We start from the raw sequence: 14,097 nt of genomic DNA, 5'->3' as shown, positions 1-14,097 counted from the left end.
CTGTCTATTCAATGCGATATTGTTTGGATTGCTCTTCGCCCTGCAATACCCTGAGCGCCCCTTGGGCCAGAGATTGCAGTTCGTTTTCTCCCGGATAAACTAAAACGTCCGAAATCCAATCTATGTATGAGCTGATGCTGGAAACAAAGCTTTTGCCGTAAGCCAGACCTCCTGTCAGAACAATAGCCTCGACTTCGCCTTTTAATACGGCGCTTGCTGCTCCGATTTCCTTCGCTACCTGATACGCCATGGCATCAAAAATTAAGCGGGCTTTTTCATCGCCCCCCTGAATCATTTGTTCAACTTTCACAGCGTCATTTGTACCGAGATAACCGGAGAGCCCGCCGGTTCCGACCAGTTTTTTCATCATTTCTTCTTTTGTATATTTTCCTGAAAAGCATAAATTAACGAGATCCCCCGCAGGCACTGTTCCTGCGCGTTCAGGACTAAACGGTCCCTCTCCGTGAAGGCCGTTGTTGACATCCACCACCCGGCCCCGATCATGCACCCCTATTGTAATGCCGCCGCCCATGTGAGTAATAATCATTTTCATATGCTCATATCGTTTGCCAAGAGAGGCTGCCGCCTTACGGGCGACAGCTTTTTGATTTAAAGCATGAAAAATGCTTTTCCTTTCAATTTCAGGCATGCCTGACATTTTAGCGAGCTCTGACATTTCGTCAACTACAACAGGATCCACAATATAAGATGGAATGTTGAGACCGTCAGCAATTTCTCTTGCGATAATGCCTCCTAAATTGGAGGCATGCTGTCCGGCATAACCGCTTTTCAAGTCCTCAATCATGCCGTCATTCACTTCATATGTCCCGCCTTCTATCGGGCGGAGAAGACCGCCTCTGGCACAGACAGCATCAAATTTCGAGATATTAATGCCTTGTTCATGAAGCGTTTCGAGGATATGCTTTTTTCGAAACTCATACTGGTCAATAATATGGTCGAACTGCTGCAGCTCTTCTATGTTGTGTCTCAGTGTTTTTTCAAAAATACTGCGTTCATTATGAAAAACACCGATTTTCGTCGAAGTTGAGCCTGGATTAATGGTGAGAATGCGTTTTTCATCATGTAGCATTTCAAAACCTCCAGATCAATTTCTTAGCGTCTGCTTAATATATGGTGGCCGTTCTGCAAAAACTGGCTTCTTGAGCGGCGATTGCGTTCAATTCGCTCTTCAGCCAAGCGGTCAGCCGCTAAATACGTCGGAATGCCGTCACGCTGGGAAATGTCAAGGACCCGTTCAATATTAGCGTAAATGCCCTCAACCTTTTTCAGTGCACGTTCCGCATTATAGCCGTAAAGCTCATCCGCCACATTGATAACGCCGCCCGCGTTGATGACGTAGTCCGGTGCGTAAACAATGCCCATTTCGTGAATTTGATCGCCGTGACGAGTTTCTTTCAGCTGATTGTTAGCCGCGCCTGCAATCACTTTTGCTTTCAGCTGCTTAATAGTATCGTCATTGATGGTTGCACCAAGAGCACACGGCGCATAAATATCGCAGTTTTGTGAATAAATATCTTCTGGATCAACTGCACGTGCACCAAAATCTTGTACCGCACGTTCAACTGATTGCTTGTTGATATCCGTAACGATTAAGCTTGCTCCTTCTTCATGAAGGTGGCGGCATAGATTGTAAGCCACGTTGCCAACACCCTGTACAGCGATGGTTTTTCCTTCAAGAGAGTCTGTGCCGAATGCAGCTTTAGCGGCAGCCTTCATGCCTTTATACACTCCGTAAGCCGTAACAGGCGACGGATTTCCTGAAGAGCCGAATGCAGGGGAAATACCTGTGACAAAATCTGTTTCATCATGAATGATATCCATATCCTCAACCGTTGTGCCGACATCCTCAGCCGTAATATATCTGCCGTTAAGCCCTTGAATATAGCGGCCAAACGCGCGGAACATTTCTTCATTTTTATCCTTGCGCGGATCGCCGATGATGACCGTTTTTCCGCCTCCCAGGTTTAAGCCTGCCGCCGCGTTTTTATAGGTCATGCCTCTTGCAAGTCTGAGTGCGTCCTCAATTGCAGCCTCTTCATTTTCATATGTCCACATTCTCGTTCCGCCAAGTGCAGGTCCCAGCGTCGTATCATGAATTGCGATAATTGCTTTTAATCCTGATTGTTCGTCTTGGCAGAAAACCAATTGCTCATAATCGTATTTCTCCATATATTTAAACAGTTCCATATCAGTTCCTCCTAAAGTGTGTATTCTTCAGATGCGCATAATGCCAGCGCGATCGAATACAGTTTGTTTTCAGCGGAATCCGCTCTGCTCGTTAATGCAATCGGCGCTTTGGCTCCCGTAATGACAGCCGCAACGTGTGCTTTTGCAAAATAAATCAGTGATTTATATAAAATATTTCCCGCTTCAATCGAAGGAACGAGAAGAATATCGGCGCTGCCCGCTACGTCTCCCGAAATCTTTTTCTGAGCCGCAGCGATTTGCGATACTGCATTATCTAAGGCAAGCGGACCATCTACAATGCACCCTTTAATCTGCCCTCTTTTGTACATTTGGGCGAGAGCAGCTGCATTGACCGTCGCTTCCATCTTCGGATTTACCGTTTCTACCGCTGCAAGGGCAGCCGCTTTTGGCATATTGTTCCCTACTGCACGCGCGACATGAACAGCATTTTGAAGAATCTGCTGAAGCTCCTCCAGCGAAGGGGCGATGTTCATAGCCGAATCTGTCACAAACATCAGCCTCTCAAAACCGGGAATATCAAATACGGCCACATGAGAAAGGACACGGGATTTCCGCAGGCCTTCCTGTTTGTTTAATACCGCTTTAAGCAAAACAGACGTCGGCACATTCCCTTTCATTAAGACATCCGCTGTTTTTTGATGAACAGCCCGAACCGCTAGTTTCGCTGATTCCTCCGGCGTATTGGCATGAATGATTTCCACTTGATGCCCTTGCATGGATGATGTCAAGTCGTTCAGTTTTTTGCTGTCGCCCACTAATAAAAAACGGACGGACAAATGCTCGGCTGCCAGTTTCACAGCCCGGATCACTTCCTCATCCTCAGCATGAGCAACCGCAATGGTCTTGTTTTTGTGCATCGACGCTTTGCCGATCAAATCTTTCAGCTTCATCAGTTACCACCTTTCTTGTCTCGACTCCGCTTTTTATTATGCAAGTTCTATGCCAGCTCGGTGCGATGCTGTCATGATGGATGCAAAGAAAGATTCGTGCAGACGTTTGCGCTTATTCTGCAAATTATTGCATGCCTTCATTTGCAAGGCCGTATTTATCCATTTTGTAATATAAATTTCGAATGCTGACGCCGAGAGCTTTCGCTGTTTTCGTACGGTTAAAATGATGCTTTTCCAGCGTTTGCTGAATCAAGTGAGCCTCAAATTTTTCAACGGCCTTAGACAGCTTTTCGCCTTCGATGTCAGGAAAATCAAAACCGGCTCCCTGTTCTGCGCTGTTTTCTTTTTGTTCTATTTCAAATACAGGCAAATGCTCTTTTTCAATCCATTCCATGTGCGGCTTCAGAAAAATCATTGCTCGTCCAAGGACATTTTCCAGCTCGCGGACATTCCCCGGCCAATGGTAAGCCGACAATGCCCGCAAAGCCTGCTGCGTCAGTCCCTTTACATTCCGGCCATAATCCCGGTTAATTTTTTGAATGAGCCTTTCACTGAGTGCTTCAATGTCTTCAATCCGCTGACGCAATGGGGGAATAGAGATGGGATAACGATTAATACGGTAATACAGATCTTCACGGAACGTTCCATCCGCCATTGCTTTTTCGATATTTACATTTGTGGCTGCAATAATTCTCACATTAACAGGGATTGCTTTCGTGCCTCCCACTCTGACGATCTCTTTTTCTTGAAGAACGCGCAGCAGCTTCGCCTGCATATTTTGCGTCAGCTCGCCGATTTCGTCTAAGAAAATACTGCCGTTATTGGCTTCTTCAAATAAGCCCTTCTTGCCGCCGCGCTTTGCTCCCGAAAACGCGCCTTCCTCGTAGCCAAACAGTTCCGATTCCAGAAGATTCTCTGAAAGAGCGGCGCAGTTTACGCGGATGAATTTATTGTATTTCCTGTCGCTTTCGTTATGGATGGCATGGGCAAACAGCTCTTTTCCAGTGCCCGATTCTCCGCGCAGCAAAATCGTTGCCGGTGTTTTCGCTCCGAGCTTCGCCTGCTCAAGGGCAACCAGCATTTGCTCACTTTTTCCGATAATGTCGTCGAAGGTATATTTCGCTTCGAGCGTGCGGATAATCTGTCTGGCCCTGTTAAGCTCTGCGGTCAGCATTTTAATTTCTGACACGTCATGGATCACGCCGACACTTCCTTTTAAAATGCCATCCACAATCACCGGCGCTACATTGACGATGACCTCTTTTTCATTCGGGCCGACCTTCATTCTGACGCCGCGCACTGGGCGTCTTGTCTCAAGCACCTTTAAATGCATGCTTTCTCCTTCAGAAATATCAGTGCTCGCCGGCTTGCCGATGACTTCTTTTTCAGAAAGTCCCGTCATTTTTGTGTATGCTTTATTGATCAACAGGCCAATGCCATTTTCATCAACGACAGAAATCGCCTCATCAGAGGATTGTATAATCGCCTCCAGCATCGTGCGCACCTGTTTTAGATTTGTCACTTCCTCCGCCAGCTCGACCGCATCTGTAATATCCTTAAATACACAGAGTGCTCCGAGCAGACGTCCACCTTCATCAATGATCGGCAGCCTGGTTGTTACAATTTGCAAATTTTCACCCAAAAGCTGCTTTTGATTGTATTCAGGCTCTCTTGTTTTTAAAATCCGAGGCATCTTAGTGCTCGGGATGACTTCTTTGATCGGGCGCCCAATGACTTCCTCGCGTTTTTTTCCCACCATTTTTTCAGCCATATGATTAAACAGAATGATCTCTTCATTGATATCAATAAAAATCATCCCGTCATGGGTGGAATTAAAGATCCGGTCATGTTTGTAGGTTTGTTCTTTTAACATTTGAATCAGCTGCTGTTTTTCTTCCATGAGCTGAAACACAATATAAGCCATCTTTCCCGGCATAACAATGGTCTGCTCATGCTTTTCCTGAAGGAGTTCGTCAAGTACAGCTTGATCACCCGTTGTATGAATGACGATATCCGGCTTTTGTTGTATGTATGGTTTCCAATCTGATGAAACGGCAATTCCATAATGTTTTGCTTCTTTTAATCCCGGCGCTTCGGGGTTTTTGTCAACCACGGCAATAATGTCTATGATGGCTGTTTTAATGAGAATTTGTAATAACGCCGTTCCCCTTTTACCGGCACCTACGATCAGTACCTTCTGCATCCCGATACCCCTTTGTATGAAAAAATTTGCATACCTGTTTTTTCCGTTGCAATAATTTGCACAACCCTATGTTACCACGTTTTCTTCTCTTGACAAAATATTTTTTCCGCTGGACAATAAAGGAAATGAAAAATAAAGGGGTTTTCTGAACATGAGCCGACTTTTTGCGCTTTTGATTTTAGTGCTCCCCGGCGCCATTTCTGCTATGGGCATTAAACTGATGAGAGATATGCTTTTCGGCCATACGGTAAAGCCGTTTTCTTCTCTTTGGCTCCAAGGTTTATCAGGATTTATCTTTTTTGTTTTCGGCCTGTATGTGCTGGCCGGGTTCATCTTGTACAGAGACAGAAAACGCAATCAAGTCAGTCCGCGATTCAGAAAACAAAAGATGTAAAAAAGCCGGAGCGCGCTCCGGCTTTTTTGTTCGCACTATTCATCAGGCAAGACAGTCTTGGCAATCGTTTTGTCCAGCGCTTCATAATCATAATAAGAAATCGTTTCATACAGTTCCTTTCGCGTCTGCATATCATCAAGCCCGTCTTTTTGCGACCCGCGCTCCCTTATCAGGCTAAACATCCGTTCATAAGCCTTTGCCGCAGCTCTGAGCGTGGTGACAGGATAGATCACCATCTGAAACCCCATAGCAGCAAATTCATCAGCATGATAATAGGGCGTTTGCCCAAACTCCGTCATATTGGCAAGAAGCGGGACAGGGATCTGTTTAGCAAACTCGCGAAATTCGTTTTCCGTTTGAAGCGCTTCCGGGAAAATTGCGTCCGCTCCCGCCTCAATGTAAGCCGAAGCGCGTTTTATGGCGGATGCAAGTCCTTCCTGCGCCCTTGCATCTGTACGGGCGACAATGACAAGTGATGGCGCCGCTTGTTTGATGGCTTTTATTTTTTGCGCCAATTCCTGAGCCGTGACAAGCTGTTTGCCATTCAAATGCCCGCATTTTTTCGGAAGCTGCTGGTCCTCTATTTGCACAGCTGCCACTCTTGCCTCCAGCATCTCGCGGGCGGTGCGGGCAGCGTTTAATACCCCGCCAAAGCCCGTATCAATATCAACGAGCAAAGGTAGGTCTGCTGCACGGACAAGATCTTTTGCCCGTTCGGCCATTTCTGCCGACGTAACAATTCCGAGATCAGGCAGCCCCCTGCTGGCCGTATAAGCCGCACCCGATAAGTATAAAGCAGAAAAACCGGCCTCCTTCGCAAGCAAGGCGGCCATCCCGTCATGAGCGCCGGGAATTTGCAATATTTCCGGCGCACACATCAGCTTGCGGAAGCGTTCAGCAAGCTCTTCTTGTGACGATTGCTTATTGACGATCCAAGACATGATACGAGTCCTCCTTCTACATACAGAACATATCGACAAAATCGTTTACACGCATGGTTTGCAATGTTTCATAACTGGTGCAGTTCTTGTAAATATGGTTTTGCTGTTTCTCAGAAAAATGGGTTTTGAGATTCGCAGAAAACTTTTCTAACAATTTTGGCACAGCCTCGTCTCTTCGAAAACGGTGCCCCAGCGGAAATTCACATTCAACCATCTCTGTACTCGTTCCGTCTTTAAAATGAATCTGAACGGCATTTGAAATGGAGCGTTTATCTGGTTTAAGGTAATCTTCAGTATATGCTTTGTTTTCAGTTACTTCCATTTTTTCTCGAAGCTTATCTATTCTTGGATCACTTGCCGTATCTGCCTCATAATGCTGTGCAGTGATATCACCGAATATTAAACCAATCGCTGTGATGTATTGCAGACAATGATCGCGATCCGCCGGATTATGCAGAGGGCCTTTTTTATCAATGATGCGAATAGCTGATTCATGCGTTCTGATGACAACACGGTCAATTTCATCGATACGGTCTTTGACCTGCGAATGAAGAATGACGGCACACTCTGCCGCTGTCTGGGCGTGGAATTCCGCAGGATAAGAGACTTTGAACAACACATTTTCCATGACATAAGCGTCAAGCGGGCGGGCAAGCTTGATCTCTTTCTTATTGAATAATACGTCTTGAAATCCCCATCCCGGAGCGGTCAAAGCTGTCGGATAACCCATTTCGCCTTTTAACGCCATCAGTGCGAGATGAACGCCCCTGCTGGTCGCATCTCCTGCGGCCCACGATTTGCGCGAGCCTGTATTAGGTGCATGCCGGTATGTCCTCAAGGCTGCATTGTCAATCCAAGCATTCGAAAGCGCATGATTGATTTCTTCCCTACCACCGCCCAGCAGCTTTGCGGCTACAGCCGTCGTTGCCACCTTGACAAACAACACATGATCAAGACCGACTCGGTTTAAGCTGTTTTCTAACGCCAGCACACCTTGAATTTCGTGAGCCTTAATCATCGCTTCAAGGATGTCACGGACCGTTAATGGCTCTTTTCCTTCAGACAGCCTCACTCTTGATACATAATCAGCCGTCGCAAGAATGCCGCCCAAATTATCTGACGGATGCCCCCACTCCGCAGCAAGCCACGTATCGTTGTAATCAAGCCAGCGGATCATACACCCTATGTTAAATGCTGCCCGTACAGGATCAAGAACATATGACGTTCCCGGCACTCTGCTTCCGTTTGGCACATGGGTTCCGGGGACAATCGGGCCGAGCAGCTTGGTGCATTCGGGATAACGGAGCGCTAAAATCCCGCAGCCGAGTGTATCAAGCAAAACGTGACCTGCCGTTGTAAACGCTTCTGAACTCGTAATCTCTTTCTCAAGCACATAGTCTGTTATTTCTTCCATGACATGATCCGTTTTCAACATTCGACCAATTCCTTTCATGATTTGGATTTGTTCTCATATCGCGGGCCGGTATAGCGGACACGAGGGCGGAACAAGCGGTTATTGGAATGCTGTTCCATCACATGTGCACATAAGCCTGCCGTTCTCGCACTGAAAAAAACAGGCGTATACAATGGAATTGGTATACCAAGCATCCAATACACCGGGGCGGCATAATAATCCAAATTCGGATAAAGCCCTTTTTCCCGCTCCATCAGCTGCTCCCCCGCTTCACACATTTCGTATAAGCGATGATCGCCGGCTTGATCGCATAGTTGCTGAAGCGCTTCTTTCATCATAAGCGCTCTCGGGTCCATTTTTTTCATGTACACCCGGTGGCCGAAGCCCATAATTTTTTCTTTTTTTCTCAGTTTTGATAACAGGATTTGTTCAAAATCAGGCGTTGTTTTTGCTTCTAAGAGCATATACATGACCGCTTCGTTTGCGCCGCCATGTAGATTTCCCTTCAAAGATGCTACAGCTCCTGTCAATGCGCCATAAAGATCCGATTGTGTTGAGGCGATCACCCTGGCTGTAAAGGTTGAATTTGGCATCTCATGCTCGCTGTACAGGATAAGTGAACGGTCAAAGATCCGCTCTTCCAATGCGGATGGTATTTTTCCCGTCATCATGTATAAGAAATTCGCGCTGTAGGATAGGTGCTGAAGCGGGGGTACCGGTTTTCCTTTATTTATCATTCTATAGCTGCTTGCTGTGAGAGCAGGCATTTTTCCTAAAAGCTGATAGGCGCGCTCCTTGTTTGCAGAAGGCGATCGATCGTCAATTTGGCTGTCGTAGCCGGCAAGAGCTGACATCCCGGTTCGCAGACTATCCATCGGATGAGTATGTTCAGGCAGCAGCTCAAGCAGACGGACAATGTCAGCCGGCAGGTTTGAAGCGCTGTTGACCTTCCTTTTGACCGTTTCCGTATCATTGTCAGCCGGCAGCCTCCCCTCCAGCAATAGATGCACCAGTTCAAGATAGCTTTTGGTTTTTGAAAGATCTATTAACTCATAGCCTCGAATCAATATCTGACTATACTGTGTGTCAAGATAAGAAATATTCGTTTCTGCTGCGACGACCCCGTCAAGACCTGGAGAAAAATGCTGTTTACCATCCATATCCTCAACCTCCGCTTTGCGTTATTATCTGTCAGATTGTGCCAAGCAGGTGCTTGGAAATAATGAGTCTTTGAATTTCATTTGTGCCTTCATAAATTTGTGTTACCTTTGCGTCCCTAAGCAGCCGTTCGACCGGATAATCCTTCATATAACCATATCCTCCATAAATCTGGACTGCCTCAAGTGCAGCTTTCACCGCTGAATCGGAAGCAAATTGTTTAGCCATGGACGCTTCCTTTCCGCAGGCCAGACCGCGGGTATGGAGATCTGCCGCATGATAGACAAGATGCCTTGCCGCCTCTGCTCTTGTCGCCATATCGGCGAGCTTAAACGATATGCCTTGATTGGCTGCGATAGGCCTGTTGAATTGGACACGCTGTTTCGCATAAGCAACCGCATATTCCAGGGCAGCCTCTGCGATTCCCAGCGCTTGTGCCGCAATGCCGATGCGCCCCACATTCAGGTTCGCCATCGCGATTTTAAATCCATCCCCCTCTTGGCCCAGTAAATTCTCTTCCGGCACTTCCGCATTTTCAAATATCAGCTCTGTTGTGTTGGAACCGTGAAGCCCCAGCTTTCTTTCTTTTTTGCCGACTGTAAAACCAGGTGTGTTCTTTTCAACGATAAAAGCCGAAATCCCGTTCCTGTTTTGGCCTGGGGCAGTTAAAGCAAACGTAATATAGAGGTCAGCGGCACCCCCGTTCGTTATGAAGATTTTCGATCCGTTTAAAATATATTTGCCGTTCTTTTTGATTGCTGTGGTGCGAAGGCTCCCGGCATCCGATCCAGAGTAAGGCTCAGTCAGCGCAAATGCACCCAAATAGTTTCCTGAGGCGAGTTTCGGTATATATTTCACTTTTTGCTCTTCGTTTCCGAAGTACAAAATCGGATTTGTGCCCACTGAGGAATGAACCGAAAGAATGACACCGACCGCCGCGCTGATTTTAGAAATCTCATGAATGGCCAAAATATAAGAAACAACGTCCGCTCCAGCGCCGCCATATTGTTCCGGCACTGGTATTCCCATCAAGCCGTGTTCACCCATTTTCTTCATTAGCTGAAATGGAAATTCATCTGTTTTCTCCATGACCTCCGCAGCAGGAGCAATTTCTTTTCGGGCAAAATCACGAACCATCTTTCGCATCATGACTTGCTCTTGGGTTAAATGCAACTTGGCCACCCCCGGATTGGAATTGACTTCAGGTATTCTTCTCCTCGCCGTAATGATAAAAACCGCGTCCGCTCTTTTTGCCGAGCCACCCTGCTTTGACGTACTTACGAAGCAGCGGGCAAGGGCGGTACTTGGAGTCACCAAGCCCGGAGTGAAGGACTTCCATAATCGACAAACATGTATCCAGCCCGATAAAATCAGCTAACTTAAGGGGTCCCATCGGGTGATTCATACCAAGTTTCATAACCTGGTCTATTGCGTCTGGCTCAGCTACCCCCTCATAAAGGCAATAGATGGCTTCATTGATCATTGGCAAAAGCACACGGTTGGAGACAAATCCGGGAAAATCATTGACTTCGACCGGCGTCTTCCCCATTTTTTCCGCTAATGCAATAATGGCTAACGCAGTTTCATCTGATGTCGCCAGGCCGCGAATGACTTCAACCAGTTTCATCACAGGAACGGGGTTCATAAAATGCATGCCAATGACATGTTCAGGTCGGTTTGTGACAGCTGCAATTTCTGTTATCGGCAAGGAGGATGTATTGCTGGCCAAAAGCGTATGAGCCGGGCAAATATGATCAAGGTTTTTGAACAATTTAGTTTTTGCCGTCATGCTTTCTGCAATTGCTTCAATCACAACATCCGCATGCTGCGCCTCCTCCAGCGCCGGGGAAAGCGAAATACGGCTGATAACAGCCTTCACTTCTGCTTCCGTCTTTCTTCCTTTTTCAGCATCGCGGGTCAAATGCTTTTTTATGTGCTGAAATCCCGTTTCCGCTGCCTCAGGATTTAAATCATACAGCCGCACATAAAAGCCGGCTTCAGCCGCTGTTTGGGCAATTCCGCTTCCCATTTGTCCGGCGCCGGCTACCATGATATGTTTGATTTCCATTCAAATCCCCTTCTCCGTCAATGTTTTAATGAACTTGAACCAAGACAGCGTCTCCCTGAGCCGCTCCGCTGCAAATAGCAGCAATCCCCAGTCCACCTCCCCGGCGCTTTAATTCGTACACAAGTGTCATCAAAATTCTCGCACCGCTAGCACCGATCGGGTGGCCCAGTGCAATTGCTCCGCCATTGACGTTTACTTGTTCAAGATCAAACCCAACGATTTTTTCACATGTTAATACAACAGAAGCAAATGCTTCATTGACTTCAAAAAGGTCAATATCCTGTAATGTAAAGCCGGTCTTTTTCAGTAGCTTGTTTATTGCGTATCCCGGGGCCGCCGCAAGCTCATGCGCTTGCATTCCGGCTGTTGAAAAACCAAGAATGGTTGCAAGAGGACGCTTTCCAAGTTCAGCGGCTTTTTCCTCAGACATTAATACAAATGCTCCCGCTCCGTCGTTGACTCCCGGCGCATTGCCGGCTGTAATGGATCCGTCACTCGAATAAATCGGAGAAAGCTTCGCAAGCTGATCGAGAGTGGTATCGCGGCGAATCGCTTCATCTTTGTCAACAATGTTTGTTTTTCCTTTCCGGCCAAGCCAGCTGACAGGAACAATTTCATCATCAAACTTTCCTTCATCGATCGCAGCAGCCGACCGCTTATGACTTCGAAGGGCCCATTCATCCTGCTCTTTACGTGAAATGCCATATTCCTTGGCTGCCGTATTTCCGTGAACTGCCATGTGCACTTCATCAAAAGCGCACATTAATCCGTCGTAAACCATTAAATCCCTCAGCTCCCCGTTACCCATCCGTGCCCCCCAGCGGCCAGCGGGAACAGCATACGGAATATTGCTCATGCTCTCCATGCCTCCGGCAACAAGAATGTCCGCATCACGCGCCCGAATTATTTGGTCACATAGAGTGACAGCGCGAAGGCCAGAGGCGCAAACTTTATTTAGTGTTTCCGATGGCACACTCCAAGGCATTCCGGCTATACGGGCAGCTTGCCGGGAAGGTATCTGGCCCGCACCGGCTTGGACAACCATACCCATGATGGCGCCTTCTGCCTGATCTCCAGAGACTTCGGCACGCTTTAACGCCTCTTTCATAGCAGCGCCCCCGAGTTCAGCAGCTTTTACTTCTTTTAACGCACCTCCAAATTTGCCAAACGGGGTTCTTGCGGCACTTACAATGACTGTTTTCCTCATGGTTTCACCTCAAATCAAAAGATAGACAGCGCTTACATTTCTGGGTGTCTTCTATGAATGTATGCTTTGAAACAGGTATGAATGAATGAAAAAGAAGGCTGCACCGGCAGCCTTCTTGAAAACTAATTTGTTCTATTCAATTTCTTAGCGATGGCAGCAGCCCGCTCAGGAAAATCTGTGAAAATGCCGTCTACTCTCATTTTCATCAAATACTCCATATCGTCTGGCCGATTGACTGTATAAGGCCTTACCTTAATCGAGCTGTTCCGCATTTGCTGCAGCACTTCATCCGTTACCGCCGGGCTATGCAGCTTTGGGTGGTAGCCGGCTGCCGGAATGGATTTTACATATTGATCAGCCTGATATAGCACATCTGAGGTCAGCACCGCCCGTTCAATATGGGGTGCCAGCCGGCCGCATAACGCTAAGCTTTCATGGTTAAATGCGGACAGAATCGTTCTTTCTTCTATTTTAAATCGCTTTACTGTCTCAAGCACTTTTTCTTCCATTCCTTCATAGCGGATCACGCTATTTTTTAATTCAATGTTAATCAGAAAATCCTTTTTTTCCGCCCACGAGAGCACGTCTTCAAGCAGCGGCACCCTTACATCGCCGACTGTTTGTTGATGACCGGCAGCCGCATCAGTGGTTTTCAAAACATCGTACCTCGTGTCCTTTACGAAACCTTTTAAGGATGTCGTCCGGTCAAGCCTTTCATCATGAATAACAACAATATGTCCGTCTTTTGTCAGCTGAACATCAAGCTCGATTCCATCCGCGCCGTTTTCAATCCCTTTTTCAAATGCAATCATTGTATTTTCGGGATAATGACCTGATGCCCCCCGATGGGCAAAAATCTTTGTCATTGTTTCACCTCAAGCCTAAAGTTGCCCGTTTTCTCTATTATACTGATTTAGGCCTTGTCACTCTAGAATGAAGTGTTTTTGTACTCTGACTACTGTGCGTAATAAGAGTCAATTCCGGCGACAATCGCGTCAGCAGCTTTTTTTTGATATTCTTCACTCCCAAGCTTGTCCGCATCAGAGCTGTTTGTTATAAATCCAAGCTCAGCCAGCACACTCGGCATTTTTGAATATGTAATGACATAAAAATCCGATTCTTTCACGCCCCTGTCTCTTGTTTGCAAGGATGATACCAGCTCTGACTGAATATCTGATGCCAGCCGCTGACTGTTTTCCGCTTCATAATCAGACTGAAAGTACGTTTCCGTGCCTGAAGCAGAGGAAACGCCCGAATTCACATGAATACTGACAAAAAGATCAGCATGGTTTGCACTTGCTTTTGCCACTCTTTCCTCCAAGGTCAGAAAATGATCATCCATCCTTGTAGCAACAGGAATTGCTCCTTCCGCTTTCAGCTTGTCCACAACATAACCGGAGACAGCCAAATTAATATTTTTCTCTAACAGCCCGTTTCCGACTGCCCCGCTGTCTTTGCCACCATGACCGGCATCAATATATACCGTTTTCCCTGCTATCGGCTCTGCCGCTTGTGCACAGGGCGCGAGCATAAAAGCCAATCCGCATATCGCTAAACTCCTCCATAACATTTTCAACGTTTCTCCCTCCGGTC

Annotated in this window: 13 protein-coding genes; 1 reads left to right on the top strand and 12 read right to left on the bottom strand. The window is 46.9% G+C overall.

Annotated features, from left to right (window positions below; all coding sequences use genetic code 11):
* Nucleotides 1-4: 4 nt before the first annotated feature.
* The 4 genes from buk to NST16_RS05910 all read right to left on the bottom strand — a co-directional run bounded on the left by buk (nucleotide 5) and on the right by NST16_RS05910 (nucleotide 5,322).
* Complete coding sequence (gene buk, locus NST16_RS05925; protein ID WP_340884773.1) at nucleotides 5-1,090, bottom strand: butyrate kinase; 1,086 nt, start codon at nucleotides 1,088-1,090, stop codon at nucleotides 5-7.
* Nucleotides 1,091-1,113: 23 nt separating this feature from the next.
* Nucleotides 1,114-2,208, bottom strand: coding sequence for a branched-chain amino acid dehydrogenase (bcd, locus tag NST16_RS05920; protein ID WP_010334865.1), 1,095 nt, complete (start codon nucleotides 2,206-2,208; stop codon nucleotides 1,114-1,116).
* A gap of 11 nt (nucleotides 2,209-2,219) precedes the next feature.
* On the bottom strand, nucleotides 2,220-3,119 hold the full coding sequence (gene yqiS / locus NST16_RS05915; RefSeq protein ID WP_229146920.1) for a phosphate butyryltransferase: 900 nt from the start codon (nucleotides 3,117-3,119) through the stop codon (nucleotides 2,220-2,222).
* Nucleotides 3,120-3,243: 124 nt separating this feature from the next.
* Nucleotides 3,244-5,322: a sigma-54 interaction domain-containing protein gene (locus tag NST16_RS05910; protein WP_229146919.1), complete on the bottom strand. Its 2,079-nt coding sequence runs from the start codon at nucleotides 5,320-5,322 to the stop codon at nucleotides 3,244-3,246.
* A gap of 151 nt (nucleotides 5,323-5,473) precedes the next feature.
* Between NST16_RS05910 and NST16_RS05905 the strand changes: the two genes are divergently transcribed.
* Nucleotides 5,474-5,716 (top strand): DUF2627 domain-containing protein, encoded by a 243-nt coding sequence (locus NST16_RS05905; protein ID WP_010334868.1) that lies wholly within the window; start codon nucleotides 5,474-5,476, stop codon nucleotides 5,714-5,716.
* 35 nt (nucleotides 5,717-5,751) lie between these two features.
* On the opposite strand, the gene prpB is transcribed toward NST16_RS05905, so the two are convergent.
* The 8 genes from prpB to NST16_RS05865 form a co-directional block, all read right to left on the bottom strand.
* A complete protein-coding gene (gene prpB, locus NST16_RS05900) occupies nucleotides 5,752-6,657 on the bottom strand; it encodes a methylisocitrate lyase (RefSeq protein WP_340884765.1) in 906 nt (301 codons plus the stop codon).
* A gap of 16 nt (nucleotides 6,658-6,673) precedes the next feature.
* Nucleotides 6,674-8,092: a bifunctional 2-methylcitrate dehydratase/aconitate hydratase gene (locus NST16_RS05895; RefSeq protein WP_340884763.1), complete on the bottom strand. Its 1,419-nt coding sequence runs from the start codon at nucleotides 8,090-8,092 to the stop codon at nucleotides 6,674-6,676.
* A 14-nt stretch (nucleotides 8,093-8,106) separates the two neighbouring features.
* Nucleotides 8,107-9,231: a citrate synthase gene (gene mmgD, locus NST16_RS05890; RefSeq protein WP_340884758.1), complete on the bottom strand. Its 1,125-nt coding sequence runs from the start codon at nucleotides 9,229-9,231 to the stop codon at nucleotides 8,107-8,109.
* Nucleotides 9,232-9,262: 31 nt separating this feature from the next.
* Nucleotides 9,263-10,402, bottom strand: coding sequence for an acyl-CoA dehydrogenase (locus NST16_RS05885; protein WP_010334872.1), 1,140 nt, complete (start codon nucleotides 10,400-10,402; stop codon nucleotides 9,263-9,265).
* Nucleotides 10,403-10,430: 28 nt separating this feature from the next.
* Complete coding sequence (locus tag NST16_RS05880) at nucleotides 10,431-11,297, bottom strand: 3-hydroxybutyryl-CoA dehydrogenase (RefSeq protein WP_340884754.1); 867 nt, start codon at nucleotides 11,295-11,297, stop codon at nucleotides 10,431-10,433.
* 25 nt (nucleotides 11,298-11,322) lie between these two features.
* Complete coding sequence (locus tag NST16_RS05875; protein ID WP_340884751.1) at nucleotides 11,323-12,504, bottom strand: acetyl-CoA C-acetyltransferase; 1,182 nt, start codon at nucleotides 12,502-12,504, stop codon at nucleotides 11,323-11,325.
* 122 nt (nucleotides 12,505-12,626) lie between these two features.
* On the bottom strand, nucleotides 12,627-13,370 hold the full coding sequence (locus tag NST16_RS05870; RefSeq protein WP_340884748.1) for a glycerophosphodiester phosphodiesterase: 744 nt from the start codon (nucleotides 13,368-13,370) through the stop codon (nucleotides 12,627-12,629).
* An 89-nt stretch (nucleotides 13,371-13,459) separates the two neighbouring features.
* The gene (locus NST16_RS05865) at nucleotides 13,460-14,080 is read right to left on the bottom strand and encodes an N-acetylmuramoyl-L-alanine amidase family protein (RefSeq protein WP_168748206.1); all 621 of its coding nucleotides are present in this window, start codon (nucleotides 14,078-14,080) and stop codon (nucleotides 13,460-13,462) included.
* Nucleotides 14,081-14,097: the final 17 nt, after the last annotated feature.

It is taken from the genome of Bacillus sp. FSL K6-1005 (genome assembly GCF_038000225.1).
Classification (GTDB): domain Bacteria; phylum Bacillota; class Bacilli; order Bacillales; family Bacillaceae; genus Bacillus; species Bacillus mojavensis.
The sequence above is the reverse complement of the archived record's forward strand: the minus strand, read 5'-3'. Positions and strand labels throughout refer to the sequence as shown.